The organism is Alteribacter aurantiacus DSM 18675 (genome assembly GCF_000429705.1).
Lineage (GTDB): Bacteria > Bacillota > Bacilli > Bacillales > Salisediminibacteriaceae > Alteribacter > Alteribacter aurantiacus.
On the sequence record NZ_KE386942.1, the window covers coordinates 228620 to 254871 of the forward strand.

Sequence of the window (26252 nt, forward strand, 5' to 3'; positions counted from 1 at the left end):
TACCTATGAGTCCCGCAAACAGAAGATTAAGCTCACTTTTTTTGTGGTAGATTAATAAAAGATTTATACGAAGGAGAAAAATTCATCATGTTTAGCATCATGTTACGTGGACTTGCTGTAGGAATGATCGAAACGGTTCCTGGGATTAGCGGTAGCACAGTGGCGATGATCCTCGGTCTTTATGAACGTTTAATCTATTCCTTTAGCGTGTTAACGACAAAAAAACGAAAAGAAGTCATCCCATTCCTCCTTACATTCGGAGCAGGGATGGTGATTGGATTTGGTATTTCAGTAACAATTATTTACTACTTGTTGAGTACGTATAGGGTTCCAACGATGATGTTTTTTGCCGGGATCATCGTCGGTTTCCTCCCCTACCTTTGGAAAGAAGCCGAACAACGGGCGAACCATAGGCTTACGACAAAACATTTCGGCATTATCGCGTTGTTCTTACTCATCATTTTTGCCTTTCAAGCATTGGGCGGAACGACTACCATGGACCCTGCTAATTTATCAGGTACTGACTACCTCTTTTTTGTTACATCAGGCTTTATTGCTAGCACCGCTCTTGTCCTTCCCGGAATCAGTGGCGCCTTAATTCTCACGATATTAGGTGTTTATGAAACAGCGATTTCTTCCCTCGCGGAAATGAATCTGCCTGTGATCCTGACTCTCGGTGCAGGGGGCTGCCTTGGAGTCTTGTTCACAAGTAAACTCATTCGCTATATGCTAATCCATTATTCTTCTGAAACCTATGCAGCGATGATTGGTCTTGTTACGGGTTCCATATTTGTTATCTTCACAAGCATTCCGTGGAGCTTTGATATTACAATGCTAGTTACATCCTTCTTTACATTCACTGCTGGCGCTTTTATCGTGAGAACGATCAGCAATTTGAAGACAAGCCACGCTCATTAATGTCAACGAGAAAGGCGACCATCAAAAGATGGTCGCCTTTCATTTGGTATAGCACCTCAGCACTTCTCTATTGCGAGGCAAGAAGCACTTCTCCTTCTGGCAGTTCATTATTCGGTCTTGGCTCAAGAGTGATCGCGATTTGATCAACGTTTAGGTTTTCAATGTCCTGTACGTTAAAGGCAACCGCTCCATTACCGGCCTCATCGATTTCAAAACTTCCCGCAGGAATAGGTGTTTCTCCTTCAATGATCCAAGCCTGATAGGCTTCTGTTCCTTCAAGCTCCGGCATACCTGCTACTTGAATCACGAGTTGCACTTGGTTCTGCTCTGAAATGAGGGTTGCAAAGCCGTTACTCACATCTCCAAGAGTGGAATCAAGGTTCGCTGTGAGAACAACCTGAGACGTTCCCGGTTGTACGTCTTCCTCAATGCTATCCCTGATGGCTGTTAACTCGGTAACAAGTTCATTTCGTTCCTCAGCTACCTCCTGAAAGTCACTGGAGATCTGTTCGTTTTCCCCTACAAGCTGCTGGTTTTCCGTCCACAACCAACCATTTATTCCGACAGAAAGTAACAATGACGCCGCTAATGCTCCATATATGAAAGGGGATTTCCTACTTCTTCGGCTAGTCGAAACAACCACATTTTCTTTCGATGCCTTGGTCGAAGTGTCCTTTTTATCTTCGTCTTTGAGGACGTTGGTTAAGATTCGTTTTTTCATCTCTTCAGGAGGCTCAACCGGGTCAGCAAGAAACGGTAGGTCATCCGTCATTTCCCGCAATTCCATCAGCTCCTCCCTGCACTCCTCACACGAGGACAGATGTGTTTCGAATTGTTCTTGTTCTTTCTCCGTTAGCTGTCGGTTGAAATAATCAATCAGCCGATCACATTGGTTCGTACTCATAGCTGAGTCCCCCTTTCCCCTGCAAGCTCTTGGCGTAAATGCTTGAGTGCAAGTCGAATTCGCCCTTTTATCGTTCCAAGAGGAATGTTTGTTTTTTCTGCAATTTTTCTCTGAGAGTACCCCTTGAAATAAAAGAGCTCCACAATCTCAATTTGCTCTTTTTTGAGTGTTCTGATCGCTTTTTTAAGCGTTTCTCCCTGTTCTTTCCACTCTATCATGTCTTCTACCTGAGGACCTGAGTCTCCCGGTTCCCATTCGTTACTTAGGTGTACTTCTTGCTTATCTTGCTTACGGATCATGTCGATTGCCGTATTCCGGGTCATCGTCAAAAGCCATGAGGAGAATTTTCCTTTCGTTTCATCGTACGTTCCTGTCCCTTTCCAAAGTTTCAGTACCACTTCCTGAACGATTTCTTCTGCTGATTGTGGATCCTGAACCATTTTATAGGCAAACGAGTAGAGAAGCTTTTCATATTTATCGTACAGCGTTTCGAGTGCAGCTTGATCGTGCTCCTGAATACGCCTGTACAGCTGTTTATCATCCATTTTAGCCATGTGACGCTCCTTCCTCCCAAACTAAAGTATAAGATCTTTATTTATAATAACGATCTTTTTTGGAAAATGGATCATTTTAGTCTTGTCATTTTTTAAAACTGCGATTGCCATCCCTTTAGCATTTTATTTTTTCAAAAGCTAAAAGCCTTGTCACAAAAGGGATTTTCTTGGCATGTAACGTACTCTTTTTTATTTTTTTTCGAAAAAAAGTGATCCATTTCGTGATTCACTCCGTTAGCTTAGGCAGATACACAAAAACAAACAAAAAAGAAGGAGAGATGAAACATGTTAAAAAAGAAAGCCAAAGGAATTGCAGCCGCCGCGATGGCAGGGATGCTTCTTATTCCCGGAACGGCACTTGCCCATGATCACAGTGACGACCACGATCACGAGGATGGATACGGGGAATACGTACCACAAGTATCCACACCAGCATCTGATCTTAGAACACACTTAGACCATCTCCTTTCCGAACACTACATTATTACTGTTGCATTTATGCAAAAAGCATTTGACGGGAGTGAAGATGCTGGCGAAGTAGGGGCCGCACTGGATGAAAATACAGCTGAACTCACCGCAGCAATTGAATCGGTTTATGGTGAGGAAGGCGCAGCAGAGTTTGAGCGTATTTGGCAAAGCCACATCGACTTCTTCGGTGACCTAACCGTTGCAACAGCACAAGGCGACATGGATGCTCGTGAACAGGCAGAGATGGACCTTGAAAACTATGTAGAAGAATTCGCTGCTTTTTTAGATGGAGCAACAGAAGGTGGACTTCCTGCTGAAGCAGGTGAACAAAACATTTCCGGTCATGTGGAAGATGTGAAAAATGTGTTTGATGCCTATGTGGATGGAGAGTTTGAAGAAGCGTACCACGGCATTCGTCACGGTATTCACCACATGTTTGATATCGGTGAAGCCTTGTCTGGTGCCATTGTGGAGCAAATGCCTGAGGAGTTTGACAACACAAAAGTAAGTACACCAGCGGCTGACTTGAGAGCGGCACTGAATCATTTAATGGCAGAACACTTCTCTTTTGCCGTACTCGAAATGCAAAAAGGCTTTGACGGTGCTGATGACTTTGACTTTGCCGGTTGGGCTCTTGATGAAAATACAGCGGATCTGACTGGTGCGATGGGATCGATTTATGGTGACGACGGCGCTATGGCGTTTGAACCAATTTGGCAGAGCCACATCGACTTCTTCGGTGACATGGTCGTCGCTACAGCAGAAGGTGACATGGACGCCCGTGAACAAGCGGAAATGGACCTTGATGCTTATGTCGTAGAATTCGCAGCTTTCCTTGACGAAGCAACTGAAGGACGCATTCCTGCTGAAGCCGGAGAAGAGAACGTGTCTTCACATGTAGCAGATGTAACAAACACCTTTGACGCGTATGTGGACGAAGACTATGCCATGACTTATGACAACTTCCGTCACGGCTATCACCACATGTTTGCTCTCGGTGAAACCCTATCCGGTGCATTCGTAGACCAGTTCCCTGAACAGTTTAAAGCTGAAGGTGAAATGCCTGAAGAAATGCCTCAAACAGGCATGGGCGGTGGCGCTGGACAAAATTCAAACATGATGCTTTGGATCACGATCAGTGCTTTACTTGCAGCAAGTGCAGCTGTGTACATTCGTAAAAAAGCAGTACAAGCGTAATTCAAATATTGTGGGGAGAGAAGTGAGAACTTCTCTTCCTTTTCCTACTTGAAGGCATGGAAACGTTTCGTGTTTTACCTTTTGCAATCTAATCAATGTTGTAACGGTTTTATATTTGATGGTGAAAAACTGAGACATTGCCATTCAAATAAAAGGCACTGAAAACGTAGTTGGGGTATCTTTTCAGTGATCTTCTACTTTGGAGTGAGACCAATGAACGTTAAAATCTTTATTCTTTCCCTAGCTCTTGCTCTTCTTGCCGGGTTTTCTTTTTTATACGTAAACGACGAAGGCATGATCGATACAGAATGGGAGTCAGAGCCGATCAACGACATAGCCCCTTCTATTGAAGAGGAGGACGAAGAAATTGGCGCAATTGACTTGAATGACGAGTTTGTGCGCCTTGGAAATGAGGAGGAAACGGAAGGTGACACGGAAGCAGAGCCCGCACCTGAATATGGCATCGTTCCTCTAATGCTTTCCATTCCCGCCATAGAAGTAGAAGCTGACATTGAGCCGGTGGGCGTTCTTGATAATGGACAGATGGGGGTTCCGGATGATGCTGATGGAGTGGCTTGGTTCGAACCGGGGACGTTACCGGGAAACACCGGAAATGCGGTCCTAGCCGGTCACGTTGATAGCCGCACAGGACCTGCCGTATTTTGGGACCTTGATCAGCTTGAACCAGGTGATGAGATTCACGTGATCGGTGAAGACGGAGAGCCCCTCACATTTGAAGTGCAGCAATCGATCTCCTATGGCCGCAATGATGCCCCCATTGAGGAGATTTTTGGTCCTACGGATAAAAAGCGTCTCAATTTGATTACGTGCACAGGTACGTTTGATCGCTCTGAAGGTACACACGATCAAAGGCTTGTTGTCTACACGGAACTCGTTGAGCCTGAAATTGAAGAAGAGGTGACAGAGGCGGAGACATTCGAAGGCGTTGCACCTGATGCACCCGAAAATGTCGTCGTTCAGCGCGACCGCATTACGTGGCACGCAGTCCGAGATGATTCTGTCATCGGCTACCGCATTTACCGAGAAAATAAGGACACCGGTCACTTCGATCATATTGAAAGCGTGTCCGCTCACGAACGAAAGTCTATCCGGATCGAACGAGGAGAGGACGGTCGGTTTTATGTGACAGCCGTGAACGAGGAAGGGATTGAATCGGAGCCGTCAGAGGTTGCAGGGAACTAATTTTGAAGCAAAATAAGAACCCCGGATCATGCATGTGGATTCCGCATCACCGGGGGGTTCTTTTTGTCAATCGAGTGCTATTTCAAGTAACGTTAATCGCTTGAAAGAGTCGTTTTAAACATATACCTTATCCCTTTTCCCGCCAGAGGTTCACCCTCATATCTGGGGAGGACATGTAAATGAGCGTGAGGAATGTGCTGCCCTGCTACCTCTTCGCAATTCCACCCTACGTTGTATCCATTCGGTTTATATCTTTCATCAATATAGGCTTTTGCTTGCTTCAATAAAGAAAAAGTAGCCGACCATTCCTTAGAAGACAGATCAAACACCGTCTCTTTGTGTTTGATAGGGACAATCACACCTGCACCTTTAATAACATCTCTCTTTGTTCTAAACTCTACCAACTGTAAAAAAAGACAGTGATCGTTTCTCATGTTGATTCTTTGTGTAGGGAGTAAATCCAGATTACAAAACGGGCACGCTTTCATTTCGACTCATTAATTCTCCCTCGGTTGAGGCTTCACAATCACATCAACAGATCCCGTCTCGTCCCCAGTTTCAATGGTTCGGATAATGTGAGCAGCAACCGTTTCTGGTTTAAGACCCTTCTCTAGTTTCTTTTCCGCTTCCACACCGCCAAAGTCTGTCGCCACAAGTCCTGGTGACACGGTCGAGACAATGATGCCATGAGGAGCTCCTTCTTTTAAGAGTGTTCCTGTTAAACCAAGAAGCCCCCACTTGCTCGCACAATAAGCGCCTCCTCGTGCAATGCTCGTATACCCAAGGTCTGATGCCACGTTAATGATGTGACCGCTTCCTTGTTCTTTCATTTTCGAAAAAACAGCTCGACTCGTAAGAAAAACTCCTTTTAAGTTCGTGTTCAGCTGCACGTCCCAATCCTCCACCGACATCTCTTCAACCGTTTTCCATACGCCTACACCGGCGTTATTCAATAGTACGTCAATCCGTCCGTACTCTCGGTAAATATCATCAAACGTGTTGGACACTTGCTCTTCATCACTCACATCACACGCGTACGTGCCCACTTCAGGCACGTCTCTTTTAAGATCTTTCAATGTGTTTTCATTTCTCGCAATTGCTACAGCTTTCGCTCCTTGTTTAATGAGCATACGAACCGTACTTTTCCCGATCCCTCTAGCGCCACCTGTTACAACAACCACTTTGTCTTTCATTTTGATTCACTCCTTTTATAGTGTGATTACTCCCTGTTTTCCGTTGTAGATTTTAAGTACATTCCTTATATATAGACTAAAGCATTAAACACGCTGAAGTGTTGCTATACGCTCTCGTTCTTCTTTTTTATCTATGTATTCGAAGAAACCAATGCCATTTCCCCACGGATCACTCAATGACGCCCACCTTACAGGCACTTCTTTTCTACATAGAATTTCGAATGGTTCGATATTTAGTTCTCGTATAAGCCTTTCTTTTTCACCTTCGAGATCAGTTAACCCTAAACGTATAGGCCCGCTTCCAGGAGCAGGCTCCCCTTCTGCTACTTGTAACCAGCACCCAGGAATGATTTCCCACTCTGCAAAACCTTCGTGAGGAACAAAGTCTGGCTTCCTATTCAATAAAACCTCGTACCACCTTTGACCTTTTAAAAAATCAGAGACTCGAACTTGGATGGTCATCTCAAAAGTCATTTTATTTGCTCCTTTTCCATATTTAACCGAAACCATTCAACCAGCCGTTCTTAAAGATCGTTTTAATATCCGTACTATGAATGAAGAACGTATTACCGTCCCTCTCGAAATGCTGCCCGCTGCCTAACCTCTCAACCTCAATCCACCCTTGTTCTTCCATGTACTCTTTAAAGACATCAAACTCTGTTTCTCCTTCTCCCACCTGTGCATAATACACATCCAAAAAGGTGGCTTCTACCACCTTTACTTCCGTGAAGAGTAATTTACCAACAGGATATAGAAACAGTACCAACATGATTGAAGCGGAAAATATGGTTACGTATAATAAGAGCTTTTTCATTACCGTCCCCCCCAGAAAAAAGGCCGCACTTGTTGTTGTGGTGGTTACTCACCACCCGAATAATCTCGCAACATAGGTCCAGGTCCTTTACCTCTAAAAAACATCAGAAAGATCTACCTGTGCACCCAACAATTTTGGAGAGTTACAGAATGCAGCACACGCGCGATTCTCATAAACCATAGGCATAGGTACCAGCCCATTCGCCAGCCTGCAGCCCAAACATGTCACACGATCACCCTTCCTGTAAGAAATCATCATATTTCCAGCGGTAGTGACCGGCAATCGGGGTTGAAATAGACGTAAGTTTAATCTCAGCAGCAAACGGATACGTATTATGAATCAAATAAGGTGTGCCGTCTCTAGCCCGCTTATCAGAAACGATTCCTACGTGATGAAACCCATCCAGGTAAAGAACAATATCTCCCGGCTGCCATTCTGCTAAATTGGCCACATCCCCTGGGATCACGTCCGTCGTTAACGATTCTGCATAACGCTCAAAAAACACATACTGATTCGGCACCCTGCGAAAATCAATGTTAGGATCAGGATTCCCTTCCACTCTAGGGTAAAGTTCAGGGTTTAAAGCAATATCCTCATCCATCAGCTCTTTTAACGAAATATCGCTGCCCATGAGCCCGCGCCACACCACATCCGTACACACTCCTTCATCCTCAGGCGGATAGCCGCCATCATAATACGCACTTTTATACTTGGTCCGCTGATCCACTTCCGTTCGGGCAGCCATAACAATATCCATGGGATCGGCCACCCCGTTCACGTTTGCATCCACCTCTGAAAACCCATCAGGAACCACAATCCGCTCGCCAAATGGAAGCTCAACCCCAATCCCCGCAAAATCCGTCACAATTCCGTCCTTAAACAAAAAAAGAAAATAAAAGAGCACAAGAACCAGCACGGGCACAAACAGAATTCGCTTTTTCCTCATAAACGCCACTCCTTTTCCGGTACTTGGCACTACTCGGATTTTATCGAAGTTATAGATCAATTCTCTTCAAAAATATTAAATGATATCTACCTATACATTGGACAATGTTCGGGTAGTGATAGGCACCGTCTCCCTCTCCGTACACGTTATCTCAATCGTATTGTTCATAGGATCCAAAACAGGAAAACTCCAATATCCCTTCCATTTTGGTTCAGGAAAGAAGCTCCTTACGTCGTTTCTCTGCGAGGCTTGAACAACAGCCTGAAAATCATCTTCATCACATTCCAAAGACCAGCTCGTCCTTGGAGCGCCCCCGCCCTTCCATCCGGGCTGCATGGCAAACTCTGCCGAAGGTGTCTCAAGATCTTTCTTAAGCTCTACCGCCAGCTGATGACTGCCTATTTTAAAGGCAACAGAACGATCGCTTTCCCATATCCGCTCAAGTTGAAGAATGTCCTCATAGAACCACGTCATTTTATCCAATTCATTGCAAAACAGGTAGGTGAAATTAAACCGCTTTGCCATGGAGTCCCTCCTATTTTTCCAAATAAAATTACCTTCGTTGCTTTCACGAAACTTCCATTTTTTTGATGATTACAGTATTTTCGCCATCATGTATTCGTCGAAATAGGTACCATTGATACAGAGCGTTTTTCGTTTTGTCCCTTCAATGGTAAAACCACTCTTTTTGTACAACGACACCCCTGCTTCGTTTTCGGTTACTGCTGTTAAGTCCAGTCTTTTGATGTTGCTGTCTTTAGCCCACGCTTCCACTTCTCTGAAGAGGGCTGTACCAACGCCACGTCCCTGGTAATCCTGGTGCACACCTATAACGAGGTAAGCCGAATGTTTCGTCCGTTCCACTCGCCCTCCTAATGCAAAAAGATAGGCTACGAGCTCTCCTTGGTCCTCAGCGACGAAGATAGAGGCGTTAGGCTGTTCCTCAATTTGTTCCAACTGTTTTCGTTGCCCTTCCACTGTGGTTTGGCGTTCACCGGGACCCATCATCATGTAAGAGGCCGTCTCCTCCACTCGTCTGATAAGTGTGATGAGTTGTTCCGCGTCTGAACCTGTTGCCTGTCGTATGTTCATGGTTGTTACTTCCTTTCTAAAGGTGTTACTATCATAAATTGTGCATACTAGAAAAATAGATAATAAACCATAATGCCCACTATAAAGATCGTATCCGCAATGGCTAGATACAAACCCATTTGTGACTTTTTCACGTTTGCAAGGCGGTAGTTAAAAATAGAGTCGTATAACCCCACTACAAACAAAATGAGCGAGATAATGGCTATAAAGAAGCTCCCTGTCAGTAAACTAGCGAGTATGTAAAATAACCATCTTCGAAGAAAATTAAAAGCGAGAACGAAGAAGAGAAGGGATAAGCTAGCTGTATTGAGTTCAAGCTCTTGTTCAGAATCAATTTCCGCAAGCCCCTGTTTGATCTTTTTATGTTCTAACAAGTAGCTGATGTTGATAAATAACAGAATGACGGCGTAGATACTGATATAAATGTGTTCTTGACCACTAACGAGTTGCTCAATGACGAGTGACCTCCCTTTTTATAAACTTCGAAAAAATCTACCTTTCCAATTCAATATACTCTCGTATTAATCTCCAATCCCCGTTCTCTTTGCGCCATACAAACATGCATTGAGCAGAGTATTCTTCACCATTGATAAGGCTCGTTTCTCTCCCTAACACCAAGTACTCCTGTCCGTTTTTCCGTTTAGTTGTAGATTGAGGTTCAAAGCTCTTTTCCGCATCGCCCATTTGTTTTAAAACAGCCTCTAAATCATACTCATATCCATATGAATCCGGCTCTTTAAGACCAGAATGAGCCCAATACCCGATAAATTCTTTGGACATATAATTTCTAATCAGATCCGCATCTTTACTTTTAAATGCTTCATTCCAAGCAGTGAAATATCCGTCGATCGCATGTTGAATATTCTCCATGTCGCTTCCTCCTATTTCTTTTCCACTAATCCAAATCCAACACCAGTCGGATCAACCAAGTAAGCCAAATAGAAATTATCAAAATCCATTTTTTCTCGGACGACTTTCGCCCCCTCATCTTTCGCTTTCGCAATCGCCTCATCAATGGATGGAACTTCAATTTGTATGCGCGTACCATGAGGAAAGTCGTGAGGTCCTTTACTAATTCCTCCCTCAATGCTTTTCTCTCCCGTATTTACGGAGCTGTACTCCCATTGTGGCTCAGACACGTTCCATCCGAATACATTTTCATAAAACGCAGCTGCTTTCTCTGGCTCTTGGCTATTTAACTCAAAACCGATTACTTTTCCCATACTTGTCCCCTTCTTTCACTGAAATTTTGCTCGTATTTCTACGTTTCGACAACTTCCATAAAAATCCTTTATTAAGTTGTTGCGAATGGGTTAGTAGTTTTGAGGAGGATTTTCTAGCTTTGGCAGAAGGAGAAGATAGGAGGAATTCTTCCGCAGCGAGCATTAATTCTTCCGGAAAGTAGCTTTTTTCTTCCACATCGTGCAATAATTCTTCAAAAGCAGTCGATTTTTCTTCCACTTGAAATGCGAGGGGAGGTGGGCGAAGAGGTCGATTTACAGGTTAGCAGTGAGTATTAACGGGTTTATGCGGATAATTTACGACTTCAAGACAACTATTTACCTGATAAGTGCCCGATTTAACGGGTTCATCTCTCTTTTTTACGGGTTGGATTCCCCGCCACCAACCGCCTCTTTGCTCTTGAGTGGATTCGCGGGTTCCTCCCTCTAATTAACGGATTAGCCTAATTTCCACCTCCCTCCACGAGAGATTTCTAGCTTCTCGCCACTCATCCGCTTAGCCAAATACTGAAATTTCACCAAAGCGGTTTTAATAGCCTCTTTATTCCTTTATGATAGGGGGACAGACCGAACAGAATGTTGAGGTGAAGACCACATGCTTTACATATGGCATATTGAAGAAATTATTAAGGATACGATCGCTGAACATCGATTAGATATTAATTACGAAAGCAATACAGAGCTCGAGGCACCGATGAGTTACAATAAATCGACGAATACGATCAAGTTTAATTACCTTGAAATGAACGGATACAAAGCGAAAATGGCTCGTGCAGTAAGAGCATCCGACGAAAATATCGTCAGGCTCGTCCTTTACCGTCAGATCGGCTATCACTTGGATTTCAAACACAAATTCTATGATATGAGGATTTTGATGTATGGGGAGGAAAAAGAAAAAGAGGCTCTCATGAAAAAGATCAACACGAATGCCTGGGAGTGCGGACGCACCCTCGTGCCTGACGATCTGCTTGCTTCGTACGATAAAATCCGCGAAATTGAAGATGGTGTAGTAACAAAATAATACAAGAAAAAAGAGCTGGGGCAGATTTCCCGGCTCTTTTTCTATATCAAATTCACTTTTTCGTTTTAGAGGAATATGTTGCAAGGGTTCTGCCCCTGCCACTGCTGCTCAACCTTCTAGTTGTGATATCACTTCTCTTGTAAGGTTCCTTTTCCTCTGAAATTTACCCGCTCACTACCCTTGGTTTGCTAAAGAATGCAGCTAGAAAGAGGAGCGTTAAACCAACAAGGAAGGCAGTAGCCCCTAGTCCATTGAACGACAATACGAGTATGCTCACCGAACTCAACATAAAACAAAGTTTCATCATGCCAACGATCCCTCCTGTATTTTTCCATCTTAACACTAAAAGGATTTCCGCCTTCGTCTATTGAATAGGTTTCTCATCAACTACAAAAGCAGGTGCTTGTCATGAAATTGAAACCATTCCTACTAAACCGAACTCAATTGTTAAAAATACCGGAGCTCGATTTGCCACAAGAGGCAATCGAATCCTTTGATCGCTTTTACACGACATTACTCACTGAGGGTAACGCCACCTACTCAAAGGAGTATCCGTTGTACCAATTTCTAAACTATCTGATTGAACATAAAAATATCTTGGTTCACGGATCGAACCACCCATCGATCCACACGTTCGAACCAAAAGAGAGTGCGCTTTTTAACAACAAACCAATTAAAGCCGTGTTTGCTTCATCAGACGGTGTATGGTCTTTGTTCTTTGCTGTTCTGGATAAAAAAACATCACACTCCATTCGCAACCTGTGCCTCACAAGCCAGACACGAAAAGGAATCAAGCGATACTATTATTTTTCCATTAACGAACATATGAATGAGAATCGCTGGACGAACGGGACGATTTACTTTTTTCCAAAGAATCGCTTCAAGCAAGGGGGCATCGAAAATGAATGGGTGTGTGAAACGGAAGTGGAACCATTGGCCAAACTTGAAGTAAAACCCGAAGATTTCCCGTTCTTAGATAATGTCATGCGTCACTCCGATAAGGAATCTGTGATCGCGACAATCGTGAAGGGGTTTGTAAAAAAGAAGTGATTACGTTCGCCTCGCGTAATACACGAACGACAAAAAGACGGTCATAATCGTCAGTGCCGCTACTAAACTCACCGCTTGGTACCCGTTGAAGTGAAGGAGGCCGACTTGAAACAAGATCATGAGGATGACCATGTAACCGATAATGAAAAAATAGCTCGCAAACATCCCCTTTTCTTTAATTCTTCTGGAGCGCTCGTCATTCTCTTTGAACTCCGGGTACAAATACGCGAGACAAAACGCCATTACACTGATCGAAAACAATCCTGGTTCGTGACCCTGATATGTACCTGTGTAAAAGCTGCTGAATGCGATTAAGCCAAAAAACAAGAAATTAAGAATCCCTGCCACAACATAGAATTTGCTCATTTGTTCCATTCCTCTTCCTCCCCTTGTTATTTGTAGTCCTCTTCTTCTAGGAAAAAAATCTTCTCCACCGTCGTCTCAAACACTTCCGCGATGATCATCGCGAGAGGCAGGGACGGATTGTATCGCCCCTTTTCAATGGAGATAACGGTTTGCCTGGAGACGCCCAGTCGAACGGCGAGCCGATCTTGGGAGTACCCAAACTTTTTTCGATGTTCACTTAAATTGTTTTTCAATCCGATCATCACCTCTGTTTACAGGTTATAGTAAAGGACCCTTTACGTCAAGGGTGCTTTACATTTCGGCTAAATGGATCAAAATTAGAATAAGTGGGGCAAACGGAAAATAAGTGGCTCAATCTCAAAATAAGTGGAACAAGTACAAAATAAGTGGAACAAACCAAAAATAAATGGATCATCCGAAATCCGAAAGATCAGCGCCTCCCCGCCGATCCACTTTCCTCCAACAAAAAAACACCCAGACTTCTCCACCGAGAAGCCAGAGCGGCCTTCACAAAACTCCCACACATTGTTATAACAATCGCCTAAGGCTTGGCCTCCATAATGCTATGGAAATTGCCTTGATACTAGGGAAATCTTCGTCTTTTTTACCCAAAATATAGGGGAATGATTCATTTTAATAGATAATAGTGTGATCACTATACCGAGCTAAATGTATTGAATAAACTATTATAAATGCACAAAGGAGGTGAGAATATTGAGTGGTTATGATGGGTCTTTTAAAGAGGCGGCAAACGTAATTATTAATGAAAGATTAGGAAATAAATTCAAAAAAGGTAGTTTCTGTGGTGGGTGTGGCTCTTGTGCTTCTTGTAAAGGTGCCAAGAGTTGTGACTCTGTCCCTGTTACAGTGACGTTCACTACACCTTTTGAGCTCAATTGCGGAATGATGTCATCTCCTTTGTATGAGGCGATTGGTGACTGCGGTCCTACAGTAACCATTGTTGCATCTGTAACGAGTCCTGAAACGGGAACTGCGTGTATTGCAACGCTGGTGATTGTTCGAAGCACTGGGGAAACGATAGAACGGATCCTCCCAGCACCTGTTACACCTGGCGCTACTGGTGAGACGGTCCTGACAGTAACGAACGTCAAGCAAGTTCTTGTGCGTTGCGTGTCTAGCGGCCAAGCGGATCAAGGCTGTGCAGGGTCATTAACGATGACGTCAACCTACTGTGCTCCTGGTGGAGATCGCAAGTCTTGTTGTTAACTAGATTTATCGCGAGAAAATAAGATCAAAATTGAAAGAAGGAGGATAGATACTATGTTCTTTTCAAGACCTGGGGATTCTAAAAAGTGTAAAAAGCCCCACAAGCCATCACGAAAGAAAAAGAAACCGAAGAATTCAATTTGGACGGCACCTGAAGTAAAGAGTTTCGCTGCAAATAAGATTGATAATGAAAGTACCTCCAATGCAAATAGTGAGGCTACCATCAATTCCGATACGGACAGCACCACTAACGCTACTGATACTTCCACCGCTACAAGCGGCTCCACCAGCGAGTCCGACACGGACAGCACCACTAACGCTACCGACACTTCTACCGCCACAAGCGGCTCCACTAGCGAATCCGACACAGACAGTACCACCAACGCCACTGATACTTCCACCGCTACGAGTGGGTCCACTAGCGAATCTGACACAGACAGCACCACCAACGCCACTGATACTTCTACCGCCACAAGCGGCTCCACTAGCGAATCCGACACGGACAGCACCACTAACGCTACTGATACTTCCACCGCTACAAGCGGCTCCACCAGCGAGTCCGATACGGACAGCACCACTAACGCTACTGATACTTCCACCGCTACAAGCGGCTCCACCAGCGAGTCCGACACGGACAGCACCACTAACGCTACTGATACGTCTAACGCAACGAGTGGCTCCACCAGCGAGTCCGACACGGACAGCACCACCAACGCTACTGATACGTCCACCGCTACGAGTGGGTCCACTAGCACGTCCGACACAGACAGCACCACCAACGCTACCGATACTTCTACCGCTACGAGTGGCTCCACCAGCGAGTCTGACACAGACAGCACCACCAACGCTACTGATACGTCTAACGCAACGAGTGGCTCCACCAGCGAGTCCGACACGGACAGCACCACTAATGCTACTGATACTTCTACCGCCACGAGCGGCTCCACTAGCACGTCTGATACAGACAGTTCTTCGACTACAGGTGATAGTACTTCTGGTGTGGGTGAAAACAATTCGACTAGCGGGAGCACGTCTAGCAATACATCCGATACAGACAGCTCCTCTACAACGGGCGACAGTACCTCAGAAGTTGGAGAAAATAACTCTGCCAGCGGGAGCGTTTCAAACAACACGTCTGACACCGACAGCTCTTCCACTACGGGTGATAGCACGTCTGAAGTTGGGGAAAACACTTCGGCTAGTACTAGTGTGTCAACAAATACGTCCGATACAGATAGCTCGGGTACTGCGGAAGCGACAAACACAAGCGGCGTGACGAATACCGTAGATCCGACTAGTACATCCACTGTTGAAGGTAATACCATTGACAGTAGCATTACACCTACAAATACAAATGAAAATAGCACTACGTCAGAAACCGGTGACAATACGACAACCAATACAAGTAATGCAGATAATTCTTCTGATAACGATAATGGAAGCAGTGCCGATAGTACCCTCTCATCTACAAGTTCCGCCTGCAACGCCTCTGATAATGAAAGCCAATCAAACAACGTGTTTGATAACGATAGTGCGTTACAAAACACTTCCTATGGTTTAGCAAGTGCGGCCGATAACTCCGCTAACACCATCTCAAATGGGAACTGCTTTAAAGTAGGGAATAACACCATGATCAATATTAATGATAGTAATATTTCCATTGCTATTTTAGTATTGCTTGCGAGTTTGTTTCCGATGATTAACCAAGGGTTCACTGATAGTGGAAATGGTATTGTTTCATGCGGAAGCCCCAACACAACAGGAACCTTAGAAGCTAATCCAACTACCTCCAAAAACGATGCGCTAAAAAAGATTGAGACGATCATTTCAACGATACTTCATGAAGAAAGAGAAAAACAGCATAAGCTACACGACATCTTAAAAAGCTTGAATTCAAACACAGATGAACCTGACCAAGTGTAAAGAAAGGAGGAGATAAGATGACAAGCTATCATTATTCATCCAACAAGTATATGGTGGGAAAAAGTCCTGGACAGGAGTGGGTAACGTTGAGAGTTAATAACATGGGAGAGCAAAACATTACGTTTACCGTTAAGGCATTTGATGGGGTTACGGGACTTCCTCTTCCTCTTTATTTAGGGGAGAACAAAGCGACCACGGACACGGTCACTGCAAAAGGCTTTATCAATCTTAAAATCCATGCTAAACAAGCAGATAAAAAGGTCGCTCTGGAACTCACTCACGATGGACGAGGGGCGGGAATCAGCGTTCGGCAATCTTCTTCAAGTTCAGGTGGAAATGAAGACAGTATTCAGTTAAACCTTAAATAAAGGAGCCGGCTGCAAGGCCGGCTTTTTTGCGTGAGTGAAATTTTTGGGGTTTTGGGAGCTAACTCCGCCAAATGAAAAATAAGTCCGCTAATTACACACTTATCTCCGCTAAATCAAAAATAAGTGGGTTATCCGAAACCCGAAAGATCCGACCCTTCCTGCCCCGCGCCACACCGCTCCACCCGATCCTCTCTTCCCCCACACTCCTCACAAAAAAACGCCCGCACTTCTCCACCGAGAAGCCCGCGCGCTTTTTACTTAGATCCCCAACAAGGAAAAAACGAGGCCCGCCGCCATGGCCAGCACGAAGACAGCGGCGAACACTTCGACGTAGTACGTTTTTCCTTCTTTTTTTACCCCCATTCGCCATACTCGCCATCCTACTACCGCACCAATCAAGCTACCGATAATCGAGTAGCGCAGAATTCCGATTACGTAGTCGTAGACAGGCACATACGTCATCGTTGGGCCCTCAACCACGCGGTAATCGACGAATAAAATGGCAAGTGCCAACGTGAGGAAAAATCCGTATACAGCTGACTTGACGATGGTCCGCTCCATTGTGGTTCCTCCTTTACGCGTCTATAGTTAGCTTTTGTTTAGGTTCCGTGACAATAGTGGCTACGACAAACACGACAAAGGATAAGACGACTGGAAGAACGACGGAGTGCATCCCGAACGGATCAGGATAAAACTGATGAATCAGTACGTAAGAAAACACACCGGCAATCATGGACGACAAAGCTCCATATTTATTTGCCCGATTCCAATAAAGTCCGAAAATGACCGGCCAAATAAACGCCGCTTCCAAGCCGCCAAAAGCGAACAAATTGAGCCAAATCAGAAGGTCCGGTGGGCTTAAAGCCATGGCGAAGACGAGTATACCGAGAATGGCTGTGACACCAAAGCTTACTTTCTTGATCCGCTCGTTTGAGGCGTCCGGTTTGACGTAGTTGATGTACACGTCCTTGACGACGGCGGAGCTCACAAGAAGCAAGAGACTGTCAACAGTACTCATAATCGCAGCGAGTGGCGCAGCGAGAACAATGCCCGCGAGCCAAGGCGGCAACACTTCCATAGCAATCATAGGCATCACTTGGTCAGGTACGTCGACACCTGGCAAAATCGGGCGAGCGAACACACCGATCAGGTGCATGCCGAGCATAATAAAGCCGACAACGATCGTCCCCACAATGAGCGCTCGGTGCATGGCCTGGCTGTTTTTATAGCTCATGGCACGGACGGTGACTTGTGGAAGAGCGATCACGCCTACGCCAACAAGAATCCAAAAGGACGACACGTATGCAGGTGTTAAGCTTCCGTCGTGACCAAATGGTGTGACGAGGTTCGGGTTTTCCGCCATCAAGTCACTCATAATGTTCGTAATCCCGCCCCCGGCGATGATCGTTCCAACAAGGATGATAAGCGTCCCGAAAAACATGACCACTCCTTGTACCGTATCAGTAATGACAACGGCGCGAAAACCTCCGATAATCACATACGCCAAGACGGCAATGGCAAAAATAAAAAGTGCTGATGTATATGTAAGACCGGTAAGGGATTCAATGAGCCTCGCTCCCCCAACCCACTGTGCCGCCATTGCAGAAAACAAGAAGATGATAATGCTAAAAGCGGAAAATAAGGCAACCCACTTACTATTGTAGCGTCTTCGCAGGAAATCCACGAGAGTTAAAGCGTTGTATTTTCGTGCGATAATAGCGAATTTTTTCCCCAAAACCATAAGCACGAAATACCCCGTGGCCACTTGAGCCATGGCAAGTAGAACCCATCCTAGTCCTTGAGTATAGGCGACACCTGGTCCGCCGATGAAACTCGATGCACTTCCGTATGTAGCAATCATGGTCATGGCTAAAATAAAGCCGCCAAGTTCACGACTTCCAAGGAAATATTCCTGTAAAAACCCGCTTCCTTTTCGGTTCACATTACGTGAGGACCAAAATCCGATCGCAAAAATAAGTGTTAAAAAGCCGAACAGAGAGGTCATTACTGCTATATTCATGTGTGATCCTCTCTTTCTTCATCTTCAAATGAAACGTCTTTAAAGAACACTTTTACTACAAAAATAACGAGTGCCACCATAAGAAGGAAGCCTCCGATACAGCTATACACAAACCATTCAGGCATCCCGAAGATAAATCGGTAGTCTTCAATAGGGCCGGAGCCGAGCCCGTAGGCAAAACCGAACCACCATAAGAAGTTGATGATGACAAGCGCTACCCCAATGAGGGCTTCTCTGTTTGCGATTTTAAATCGGGGATCGGTATGCAGGTCAATTCGATCATTTCCATTATCTTTCATCTTTAAGCCCCCTTTTACCTGTTCTTCAAGTTGTTCGTACCTATTTTTCATTATAACATTTACACGCTTACATTGGTTTGGTACGATTTGTTTTGTTCGTCTATTTCATAACATAAAATTGAGATTTTTGTAAACGTTATTATTATGTGCAATCCATAGTTGTTTTCACCATGAATAGACGATCTCGTTTTCATTTTAATAAACAAGGAGTGGACAGTGTGAATATTTTGTGGGGTATGTTTGGGATCCTCGTCGTTTTAGGAATTGCTCTTCTTTTATCCACAAACCGTCGAGCAATCAAACCAAGAACGATTCTTGTGGGTCTAGCAATTCAAATTACGTTTGCGTTTATCGTGCTCAGATGGCCGCTTGGTAAAGCCGCTTTAGAACAGCTCACCTTCGCAGTATCTAGTGTCATCGATTTCGCAAATGAAGGGGTAGACTTTGTTTTCGGAGGCATTTTTGAATCTGAAAACGTAGGTTTTATTTTCGCCTTTGAAGTACTGCCAATCATTATCTTCTTCTCGTCTTTGATTTCTGTGTTGTACTATATCGGAATTATGCAATGGGTTGTAAAACTCCTAGGAGGCGCGTTAGCGAAGCTCCTTGGGACAAGCCAAACGGAGTCTTTGTCTGCTGCGGCAAACATTTTCTTGGGACAAACGGAAGCACCGTTGGTTGTTAAGCCGTACATTTCAAAAATGACGAACTCTGAACTTTTCGCCGTTATGACCGGAGGACTTGCTTCTGTTGCCGGTTCCGTACTAGTCGGTTACGCTATCCTTGGTGTGCCTCTTGAATACTTACTAGCGGCAAGTTTCATGGCTGCACCGGCCGCGTTAATTTTGGCCAAAATCATGGTGCCTGAAACGGCTCCTCAAGAAACTCGTCAAGAAGCATTAACCCTTGAAAAAGATACAGAATCCACAAACGTCATTGACGCCGCCGCTCGTGGAGCGAGCGTTGGTTTACAACTGGCCTTAAACATTGCTGCCATGTTGATTGCCTTTATTGCACTCATCGCGTTGCTCAATGGAATCTTAGGATTCGTTGGTGGCTGGTTTGGTGCCGGTAACTTAACCATCGAATACGTTCTAGGTTTCTTGTTTGCTCCACTTGCCTTTGCTGTTGGTGTACCATGGTCAGAGGCCGTATATGCCGGTGGATTTATCGGTCAAAAGCTCGTCTTGAACGAGTTTGTTGCGTACTTAGCCTTCGCACCTGAAATTGAAAACCTGACACCAAAGACTGTAGCGATTGTTACATTTGCCCTTTGCGGATTCGCGAACTTATCAAGTCTCGGTATTCTCCTTGGTGGTCTTGGTAAACTCGCTCCTGAGCGCCGTAGCGATATCGCGCGCATGGGTGTTCGTGCTGTAGCAGCAGGGATGCTTGCTTCACTACTCAGTGCGTCCATTGCAGGTATGTTGATTTAAGATCTGTGTGTATTGGTAGGATATGCGAGGTTAGTTGATGGAGGTCTATCGTCTAACGACAAAAGGTCGGTGTTGCTCATGGAGCCGCACCGACCTTTTTTTATGACCTCAACTTACTAAAAATTTATGTTTCCTTGCAAATCGAAGACATCAAGACTCATCCCAACCGGAGCGTTGGTACTATAGCCAACCGGATAGTTAGGGTCTACTGTATCCCCTGCTGCTCCCCAAGGTAATGCCACACTAAAGCTGTTATTATATACCTGTATCTGATCATCAGCGGGGATGGACGTCCCTCCACTACGGTAATCAATAAACACGCCTAACCGGTTTGGATTCGGATTGATGATGATGTTATCATCAATGAGAATCTCTTCAAAACCACCAAAACTCCAAGCTGGAAGAAAGAAAATAATTGTACTACCTGCCGGACCTCCAGTATGGTCAATATAATTCTCATCCACGATAAAGGTTAAGTTTACAGGAGGAGAGTTATATAGGATGTATTGCTGAAAGCTTGTTACAAAGTTATTTCCGACAGTAATAGATCCTCCTGCAAAATCAAATTGATTAGCTGTCTCAATTGAGATAAACCTTCTGCTTGTTGCACTACCGTTAAAACGATTGCCATAAACGATGGTGTTTCCGTCAATGCGTTGAAAAACGAGCCCATCGCGATTTCCATTATGCAAAAATGTATTTCCAATAAAAAGTAAATTCTGAGCTTTAATAAATGCCGTATACCTGCCTCCCTGGAAGATATTATATTGTAAAACAATATTATCTCTTAGTATTTCAGGGAACCCAAAAGAGGGAATATTAAATAAAGAAATATCTCCACCGGCAGTTGTTGGACCAATCCAATGGATGTTTTCAACAACCACATCACTAGCCCGAATTGATAAGTAACCTACTGGTGAAACAGGTATAAAATCAAAAACAACGTTTGTGTATGCGGAGGAGATTCCCCTTAGGGTTAGGGAACGATCGATAATCAATTGCGAAGTTAAGGTATACGTTCCAGGTGACAAAAGAATTGTATCTCCTGGGGCTGCATTTGTTATGGCGAGAGGGATTGATGCATAGGTGATGCCTTGGTTAACGTTTAGAATGCGCTCAGAGTTTACATTCACATTAGAACCAATTGTAATGTAATCATATGTTTGGTCTTCGTTAAGGGTAATGAAAGCGTCTGGGCTTTCAGACTCAATTCTCACTGCCGTTGTCCTGGTGATAGGCGGTGACCCACTCAAATCATATGTGCCGGGTTCTACGATTACTAGGCTTATATCTTCGTTAGCTAAAGCAGCAAGTAATTCTGCCTCTGATGATACCTCTACCGACACTTGTTGACCCAACTTTTGTATGAATATAGATGCTGTTACATTCCCTTCAATCCCCCCAGCTGGTGTTTGGAGTGATACTGGAAAGATACTAAGGTTATTGAAGTAACGTAACGTCAAGGTACTAGGGGTATTCGTGATGGTCACTACCACCTGCCCAAATGTTTGTTGATTCTCATCATCTGATCCATAAATCGTGCCTGGTATGACTTGATCATTTAAAAACAACGTAAACTGGTTTCTCTGTTCACCAGTCACAGAGAAGGTTATTGCGTAGTCACCGACCTCATTAAAAATAATGTCAGACTCTCCATCTTGATGTTCGATAGGACCGAAAGACACTCCTGTATTTGAAAAAGCAATCTCGTCTCCGGGCTGTAACCCTTGTGTCGCAAGATTAAAAATATAGGCATGTGTTGAAGAGAACCCCGGGGGACCTTGAGGACCGGTGGGACCCGGAGGACCTGGGGGACCAGGAGGCCCAACCACCTGAGCACACATTTGATGACCACCTTCCACTCATGTTTTAGAGCCTTTGAATTAGCACCGAAGCTGTTGTGTTCGCTTCTATGCCTCCGGCTAATGTCTCTAAAAGGATTGTAGAATCGGAATTGAAATTTCGAATAGTAACCGTCGAGACGCCCGCTATTGAAATGATACAAAAACCTGTATTTTGTTGGTTGCTATCCCCAGATCCATAAACCGTTCCTTCCACCAATTCATCATTTACAAAAACAGAAAACTGATTTGCTTGTTCACTAGTGACTGAAAAAATGATTTTGTAATTCCCAGGGGTGTTAAGAATGATCTCACTATCCCCAGGAGTATGACCAACTCCACCAAATAAGACACCATTCGTATCAAATGTAATGTCTTCGTTCACCTCTATACTCTGGGCAGTTTGCTGGTAGATATAACCATAATCAGTTGAAGCTGCGGTTCCGGCAGGGCCTTGAGGTCCAGCAGGACCGGGTGGACCAGGTGGACCAGGGGGACCTGGTATCACGATTCCCATTATCATTCACCTCCATTTCTATCGTTATAGCAATAGAGGGTGTCTTATACCTCATTTATGAATAAATAGTCAATCACAACTATGACGTTGTTACTCGACCAACTTCCTCAGCTTGTTCTCCACTCCTGCTCGCCAAGATTCGGCCAAGTATGGGAGTTCGGCCAATGCCCGCAGTCCTTTTACATCGTCTGCCTCTTGAAAGTTCAGTCGATTCACTTGAGCGATTGTGGTGTTTGTAAGGCGTTCCCTAAAACGAAGGTCGTCCTCTTTTGATACCTGTCCCTCTTGTAAAACACGAAAATAAAATCCGGAATATCCCGTTTCTTGCACGTACAAAGGTAGCTCTTTAACATCGTGACGTTTCGCAAGCTTGTAGCAAGGGTGACGAGGTTGGCTTACTTGAACGACTGCCTCTCCCCATTTAAATGTGTCGCCGATACAGATGTCCTTTTCCAAAAGGCCTGTCACCGTCACATTCTCTCCGAACGCCCCTACCTCCATCTTTATACCAAGTTTCTCGTCCCAATAAGGATAGTGCTCCGAAGAATAAACACATACCGCTTTATCCACCCCCCCGTGGTTCACAAGATCCTCTTGTTCGTCCCCTTTAAGCTTTGTTTTTGTTAAAAAAACAGGCCCCTCAACAGGCGTTTTGATGATTCCTGAAGCCACTTCTTTTTTCCCTGACCCGGCAATGACTTGGACTTTTCCTGTATTTAATGCTTGAACTTTTCCTGTTAGCATAGAAAGACCAGCTCCTTTTGCACTTTTTTACCATTTTAAACGTTTACATGTGAAACAACAAACGATAGATGGCGACTAACTTTCTAGAAGGAGCGTGTGGCCATGAACTTAAGTCGAACTATATGGATACTCTTGTTAGTCTTCCTTGCCGCTTGTGGAAGCAATGAGGGGAGTACGGCCATTGAAGGTCGTGTAGTAGATAAAGGGGAACAAGCCCTTTTGATTGTAAAAGGCGTGAGTGAAGAGGAAGCAAATGCCCTTGATGAGGATGCCATTCACGATGGAGGTGTTGGGGAAGCTTTTTGGATCTATGGTATTGAGGATCCAGACAGTTTTGATCAAGGCGACTTGGTTAAAGTAACAACAGATGAGATCATGGAAAGTTATCCAGCACAGGCAGAAGCCATAACCATTGAACAGATAGGAGAATAACAGCAAAGGCGGCCCCTAATGGACCGCCTCGTTTTATGAATCATATGCTTTGTTACCTAGCGCCATCATCGTAATGTCATCTGACGGTGGGTTGTGAAGCCCCGCACGAACGTCTCTGTAATACCGTTCCAATGGGTTTGATTTGGCCAAGCTGTGGCCTCCTACGATTCTCATGGCCAAGTCGACAATGTCAATGGCCATATTCGTCACCGTCGTTTTGACTGCAGTTAATTCTGTGCTTAAGTTTGGCCTGTGCTCAGGATAGTCATCCCACATTTTTGAAACAGAGTACATAAAATGTCTCGCTTGCATCATTTTCAGATCCATTTCCGCTGTTTTGCGCCTCACTTCGGGCACGTCTTTAATTGGATGATCGAGGCTGTTCGGCTGATACGTTTTGGCAAACGCCACAGCTTCATCGCGAGCCGCTTTGGCAATGCCGATGTAACAGGCTGGCACATGAAGGAGCCACCCGTGTGGAATGGCAGGCTTACTTCCAGGTGTACGCTTGGCTACCCAAGCGTCGCCGTCCACCTTTACTCGATGGAGTATCAAGTCATCACTTCTCGTGGCTCTCATGCCCATCGTATTCCACGTTTCATCAATCGAAAGCCCTTCAGAATTTTTTGGGATAAGGAATTCCCCAATTTCACCGTTAGGCTCTACTGTCGCAGTAACGATAAAGTAGTCCAAGATCGGCGCTAGTGACGTGAACGTTTTCTTTCCGGAAATTTCATACCCTCCCTCTATAGGTCGAGCCGTCGTTTCCGGCTTTCCTCCTCGGGCAGGGCTTCCTGTTGCCGGTTCCGTTGCAATGGTGTTGATCAGGACGCCTTTATCCACAATTTCTTTACTAAGTGTAATGAAATTCTTCTGCGACCACTTTTCTGTTTCTCGCAGCTGCATGATCACGCCATTATGCCAACCAAGACTAAGAGCGGTTGCTCCGTCCCCTTGTGCCACTTGTTCTTGAACAAGAAGAAAGTCCGTCAAAGAGGCTTCTTCCCCTCCAAATACTTTTGGAACGACTATTTTTGTTAGCCCTTTTTCCTTTAGTTCGGCGAAGTTCTCAAACGGAAAGGCTGCCTTTTCGTCTAATTCAGCTGCTCGTTCTTTAAACCGTGGAATGAGCGCTTCGATCGTATCATGACGTTCTATTTGTTTGTCAGTTAACAAAAACAGGTCCTTCATATCGCTCATCCGATCACCTACTTTGTGCATTTAGTTAAATCATATCGAAAAACTCGGCATTATGCTACAGAGTTGCTTATTTGACACGTTTTTTACAATTAGATGTTAAGATTACAAATTAGTGGGAAATCCTTTTCTCTTTTCCCGGGAAATGACATGATTCATGACATTTTTCCATAATTTTATCACTTATTTACCCCTACAAATCTGTTAGCATACAAGAATGAATATAGTACACGTAAACTATGCTTGGGGGACTTCAAATGTTTTCAACTACTCAAATTGGTATTGATTTAGGGACGGCTAACATCCTAGTATATACAAAAAACAAAGGAATCGTTCTAAACGAACCTTCCGTTGTTGCTATTGATCTTCACACGAAAAATGTACTTGCCATCGGAAATGACGCGAAAAACATGGTCGGAAAAACGCCTGAAAATATCGTAGCAATACGCCCGTTAAAAGACGGAGTCATTGCAGATTATCAAGTAACGACCGATATGCTTAAAGAAATTATGAAAAAAGTTAGTAAAAAGCTCGGGTTTTCTGTTCGTAAACCGAGCGTTGTTGTTTGTACCCCTTCAGGCTCCACATCGGTAGAGCGCCGAGCGATACACGATGCGGTTAAAAACTGTGGTGCGAAACACGTTGACTTGATCGAAGAGCCTGTAGCGGCTGCGATCGGTGCGGACCTCCCTGTTGAAGAGCCAATCGCAAACGTGGTTGTCGATATCGGAGGCGGTACGACAGAAGTTGCGATCATCTCCTTTGGCGGGGTTGTATCATGTAACTCCATCCGTGTGGGCGGTGACCAGATGGATGAAGATATTGTTCACTACGTGCGCAAGAACTATAACTTGTTAATTGGAGATCGTACTGGTGAGCAAGTTAAGATGAATATCGCATATGCTTTGGTGGAACACGAAGAACTAACAATGGACGTTCGCGGACGGGACCTTGTAACTGGACTTCCGAAAACAATCAACCTAAGCTCAACTGAAATTCAAGGTGCCATTCGTGAGTCTCTCCTTTCCATTCTTGAAGCGATTCGTGCCACTCTTGAAGATTGCCCTCCAGAGCTCAGCGGTGACATCGTTGACCGAGGTGTGATTCTAACAGGAGGCGGTGCATTGTTAAATGGAATTCAAGATTGGCTCAGTGAAGAAATCGTCGTTCCCGTACACGTTGCACCAAATCCACTTGAGGCGGTCGCAATTGGAACAGGACGTTCTCTAAACGTTATCCACAAACTACAAAAAGCTGCACGCTAAAAAGTTCGGGGGTCTG

General features: G+C 44.6%; 34 protein-coding genes. 11 read left to right on the forward strand and 23 right to left on the reverse strand.

The genetic code is table 11. The features are described 5' to 3' along the window. Positions 1-87 precede the first annotated feature (87 nt). Positions 88-918: a DUF368 domain-containing protein gene (locus G476_RS0116450; RefSeq protein WP_035187217.1), complete on the forward strand. Its 831-nt coding sequence runs from the start codon at positions 88-90 to the stop codon at positions 916-918. A 67-nt stretch (positions 919-985) separates the two neighbouring features. On the opposite strand, the gene G476_RS0116455 is transcribed toward G476_RS0116450, so the two are convergent. Together G476_RS0116455 and G476_RS0116460 are read right to left on the reverse strand one after the other, a co-directional pair. After that, positions 986-1822, reverse strand: a complete 837-nt coding sequence (locus tag G476_RS0116455) for an anti-sigma factor (protein WP_026691062.1) — start codon at positions 1820-1822, stop codon at positions 986-988. Next, the gene (locus G476_RS0116460; protein WP_026691063.1) at positions 1819-2376 is read right to left on the reverse strand and encodes an RNA polymerase sigma factor; all 558 of its coding nucleotides are present in this window, start codon (positions 2374-2376) and stop codon (positions 1819-1821) included. Before G476_RS0116460 ends, G476_RS0116455 begins: the two co-directional genes overlap by 4 nt. Before the next feature lie 285 nt (positions 2377-2661). Between G476_RS0116460 and G476_RS0116465 the strand changes: the two genes are divergently transcribed. Next, positions 2662-4041, forward strand: coding sequence for a hypothetical protein (locus G476_RS0116465; RefSeq protein ID WP_026691064.1), 1380 nt, complete (start codon positions 2662-2664; stop codon positions 4039-4041). A 213-nt stretch (positions 4042-4254) separates the two neighbouring features. Next, positions 4255-5244, forward strand: coding sequence for a class F sortase (locus G476_RS22275; RefSeq protein WP_051314883.1), 990 nt, complete (start codon positions 4255-4257; stop codon positions 5242-5244). Positions 5245-5336: 92 nt separating this feature from the next. On the opposite strand, the gene G476_RS0116475 is transcribed toward G476_RS22275, so the two are convergent. The 10 genes from G476_RS0116475 to G476_RS0116515 form a co-directional block, all read right to left on the reverse strand. Beyond that, positions 5337-5732 carry an HIT family protein gene (locus G476_RS0116475; RefSeq protein WP_026691065.1) on the reverse strand — a complete coding sequence of 132 codons (396 nt, stop codon included), beginning with the start codon at positions 5730-5732 and terminating at the stop codon, positions 5337-5339. Positions 5733-5741: 9 nt separating this feature from the next. Continuing rightward, the gene (locus G476_RS22280; RefSeq protein WP_051314884.1) at positions 5742-6437 is read right to left on the reverse strand and encodes an SDR family oxidoreductase; all 696 of its coding nucleotides are present in this window, start codon (positions 6435-6437) and stop codon (positions 5742-5744) included. A gap of 84 nt (positions 6438-6521) precedes the next feature. Beyond that, positions 6522-6911: a VOC family protein gene (locus tag G476_RS0116485; RefSeq protein WP_026691066.1), complete on the reverse strand. Its 390-nt coding sequence runs from the start codon at positions 6909-6911 to the stop codon at positions 6522-6524. A gap of 22 nt (positions 6912-6933) precedes the next feature. After that, positions 6934-7251 (reverse strand): hypothetical protein, encoded by a 318-nt coding sequence (locus G476_RS0116490; RefSeq protein ID WP_026691067.1) that lies wholly within the window; start codon positions 7249-7251, stop codon positions 6934-6936. 232 nt (positions 7252-7483) lie between these two features. After that, positions 7484-8197 (reverse strand): DUF1287 domain-containing protein, encoded by a 714-nt coding sequence (locus G476_RS0116495; RefSeq protein WP_026691068.1) that lies wholly within the window; start codon positions 8195-8197, stop codon positions 7484-7486. 90 nt (positions 8198-8287) lie between these two features. Further along, complete coding sequence (locus G476_RS0116500; RefSeq protein WP_026691069.1) at positions 8288-8722, reverse strand: VOC family protein; 435 nt, start codon at positions 8720-8722, stop codon at positions 8288-8290. A gap of 69 nt (positions 8723-8791) precedes the next feature. Beyond that, on the reverse strand, positions 8792-9289 hold the full coding sequence (locus tag G476_RS0116505; protein ID WP_026691070.1) for a GNAT family N-acetyltransferase: 498 nt from the start codon (positions 9287-9289) through the stop codon (positions 8792-8794). 47 nt (positions 9290-9336) lie between these two features. Then, on the reverse strand, positions 9337-9663 hold the full coding sequence (locus G476_RS23355; RefSeq protein WP_245579686.1) for a hypothetical protein: 327 nt from the start codon (positions 9661-9663) through the stop codon (positions 9337-9339). Positions 9664-9781: 118 nt separating this feature from the next. Further along, the gene (locus G476_RS0116510) at positions 9782-10159 is read right to left on the reverse strand and encodes a nuclear transport factor 2 family protein (protein ID WP_026691071.1); all 378 of its coding nucleotides are present in this window, start codon (positions 10157-10159) and stop codon (positions 9782-9784) included. An 11-nt stretch (positions 10160-10170) separates the two neighbouring features. Beyond that, positions 10171-10512, reverse strand: a complete 342-nt coding sequence (locus G476_RS0116515; protein ID WP_026691072.1) for a VOC family protein — start codon at positions 10510-10512, stop codon at positions 10171-10173. Positions 10513-11125: 613 nt separating this feature from the next. On the opposite strand from G476_RS0116515, the gene G476_RS0116520 reads away from it, so the two are divergent. Further along, positions 11126-11551, forward strand: coding sequence for a hypothetical protein (locus G476_RS0116520; protein WP_026691073.1), 426 nt, complete (start codon positions 11126-11128; stop codon positions 11549-11551). A gap of 163 nt (positions 11552-11714) precedes the next feature. Here the strand turns inward: G476_RS0116520 and G476_RS23660 are convergent, their stop codons facing one another. Then, a complete protein-coding gene (locus G476_RS23660) occupies positions 11715-11858 on the reverse strand; it encodes a hypothetical protein (RefSeq protein ID WP_156906615.1) in 144 nt (47 codons plus the stop codon). Between the two features lie 101 nt (positions 11859-11959). Here G476_RS23660 and G476_RS22285 point away from each other — a divergent pair, with 101 nt between their 5' ends. Beyond that, positions 11960-12601 carry a hypothetical protein gene (locus tag G476_RS22285; protein WP_051314885.1) on the forward strand — a complete coding sequence of 214 codons (642 nt, stop codon included), beginning with the start codon at positions 11960-11962 and terminating at the stop codon, positions 12599-12601. On the opposite strand, the gene G476_RS0116535 is transcribed toward G476_RS22285, so the two are convergent. Continuing rightward, on the reverse strand, positions 12602-12976 hold the full coding sequence (locus G476_RS0116535; protein WP_026691074.1) for a hypothetical protein: 375 nt from the start codon (positions 12974-12976) through the stop codon (positions 12602-12604). It abuts the gene before it with no gap. Positions 12977-12993: 17 nt separating this feature from the next. Next, the gene (locus G476_RS0116540; protein WP_026691075.1) at positions 12994-13200 is read right to left on the reverse strand and encodes a helix-turn-helix transcriptional regulator; all 207 of its coding nucleotides are present in this window, start codon (positions 13198-13200) and stop codon (positions 12994-12996) included. 481 nt (positions 13201-13681) lie between these two features. On the opposite strand from G476_RS0116540, the gene G476_RS0116545 reads away from it, so the two are divergent. After that, positions 13682-14194, forward strand: coding sequence for a hypothetical protein (locus tag G476_RS0116545; RefSeq protein WP_026691076.1), 513 nt, complete (start codon positions 13682-13684; stop codon positions 14192-14194). Here the strand turns inward: G476_RS0116545 and G476_RS0116550 are convergent. Further along, complete coding sequence (locus G476_RS0116550; protein ID WP_156906616.1) at positions 14191-15336, reverse strand: hypothetical protein; 1146 nt, start codon at positions 15334-15336, stop codon at positions 14191-14193. The genes G476_RS0116545 and G476_RS0116550 overlap by 4 nt on opposite strands. A 67-nt stretch (positions 15337-15403) precedes the next feature. Between G476_RS0116550 and G476_RS23665 the strand changes: the two genes are divergently transcribed. Then, positions 15404-16117 carry a hypothetical protein gene (locus tag G476_RS23665; protein ID WP_156906617.1) on the forward strand — a complete coding sequence of 238 codons (714 nt, stop codon included), beginning with the start codon at positions 15404-15406 and terminating at the stop codon, positions 16115-16117. A 17-nt stretch (positions 16118-16134) separates the two neighbouring features. Next, positions 16135-16485, forward strand: a complete 351-nt coding sequence (locus tag G476_RS0116560; protein ID WP_026691079.1) for a hypothetical protein — start codon at positions 16135-16137, stop codon at positions 16483-16485. A 258-nt stretch (positions 16486-16743) separates the two neighbouring features. Here G476_RS0116560 and G476_RS0116565 read toward each other — a convergent pair whose 3' ends face one another. Genes G476_RS0116565 through G476_RS0116575 form a run of 3 tightly spaced genes read right to left on the reverse strand, consistent with a single transcriptional unit; the run spans position 16744 to position 18804 of the window. Beyond that, a complete protein-coding gene (locus G476_RS0116565; protein ID WP_026691080.1) occupies positions 16744-17046 on the reverse strand; it encodes a hypothetical protein in 303 nt (100 codons plus the stop codon). Positions 17047-17059: 13 nt separating this feature from the next. Then, on the reverse strand, positions 17060-18505 hold the full coding sequence (panF, locus tag G476_RS0116570) for a sodium/pantothenate symporter (protein WP_026691081.1): 1446 nt from the start codon (positions 18503-18505) through the stop codon (positions 17060-17062). Beyond that, the gene (locus G476_RS0116575) at positions 18502-18804 is read right to left on the reverse strand and encodes a YhdT family protein (RefSeq protein WP_051314886.1); all 303 of its coding nucleotides are present in this window, start codon (positions 18802-18804) and stop codon (positions 18502-18504) included. Before G476_RS0116575 ends, panF begins: the two co-directional genes overlap by 4 nt. A 218-nt stretch (positions 18805-19022) precedes the next feature. On the opposite strand from G476_RS0116575, the gene G476_RS0116580 reads away from it, so the two are divergent. Next, positions 19023-20240, forward strand: a complete 1218-nt coding sequence (locus G476_RS0116580) for a NupC/NupG family nucleoside CNT transporter (protein ID WP_026691083.1) — start codon at positions 19023-19025, stop codon at positions 20238-20240. Between the two features lie 116 nt (positions 20241-20356). Here G476_RS0116580 and G476_RS22995 read toward each other — a convergent pair whose 3' ends face one another. The 3 genes from G476_RS22995 to G476_RS0116595 all read right to left on the reverse strand — a co-directional run bounded on the left by G476_RS22995 (position 20357) and on the right by G476_RS0116595 (position 23342). Then, positions 20357-22084 (reverse strand): right-handed parallel beta-helix repeat-containing protein, encoded by a 1728-nt coding sequence (locus tag G476_RS22995; protein WP_051314887.1) that lies wholly within the window; start codon positions 22082-22084, stop codon positions 20357-20359. 25 nt (positions 22085-22109) lie between these two features. Next, on the reverse strand, positions 22110-22598 hold the full coding sequence (locus G476_RS22295; protein WP_051314888.1) for a hypothetical protein: 489 nt from the start codon (positions 22596-22598) through the stop codon (positions 22110-22112). Positions 22599-22688: 90 nt separating this feature from the next. Further along, positions 22689-23342: an MOSC domain-containing protein gene (locus G476_RS0116595; RefSeq protein ID WP_026691084.1), complete on the reverse strand. Its 654-nt coding sequence runs from the start codon at positions 23340-23342 to the stop codon at positions 22689-22691. Positions 23343-23444: 102 nt separating this feature from the next. Here G476_RS0116595 and G476_RS0116600 point away from each other — a divergent pair, with 102 nt between their 5' ends. Further along, the gene (locus G476_RS0116600; protein WP_026691085.1) at positions 23445-23774 is read left to right on the forward strand and encodes a DUF3221 domain-containing protein; all 330 of its coding nucleotides are present in this window, start codon (positions 23445-23447) and stop codon (positions 23772-23774) included. A 33-nt stretch (positions 23775-23807) separates the two neighbouring features. Here the strand turns inward: G476_RS0116600 and G476_RS0116605 are convergent, their stop codons facing one another. After that, a complete protein-coding gene (locus tag G476_RS0116605; RefSeq protein ID WP_026691086.1) occupies positions 23808-24974 on the reverse strand; it encodes an acyl-CoA dehydrogenase family protein in 1167 nt (388 codons plus the stop codon). 254 nt (positions 24975-25228) lie between these two features. Between G476_RS0116605 and mreBH the strand changes: the two genes are divergently transcribed. Continuing rightward, positions 25229-26236, forward strand: a complete 1008-nt coding sequence (mreBH, locus tag G476_RS0116610) for a rod-share determining protein MreBH (protein WP_026691087.1) — start codon at positions 25229-25231, stop codon at positions 26234-26236. The last annotated feature ends 16 nt before the right edge of the window (positions 26237-26252 follow it).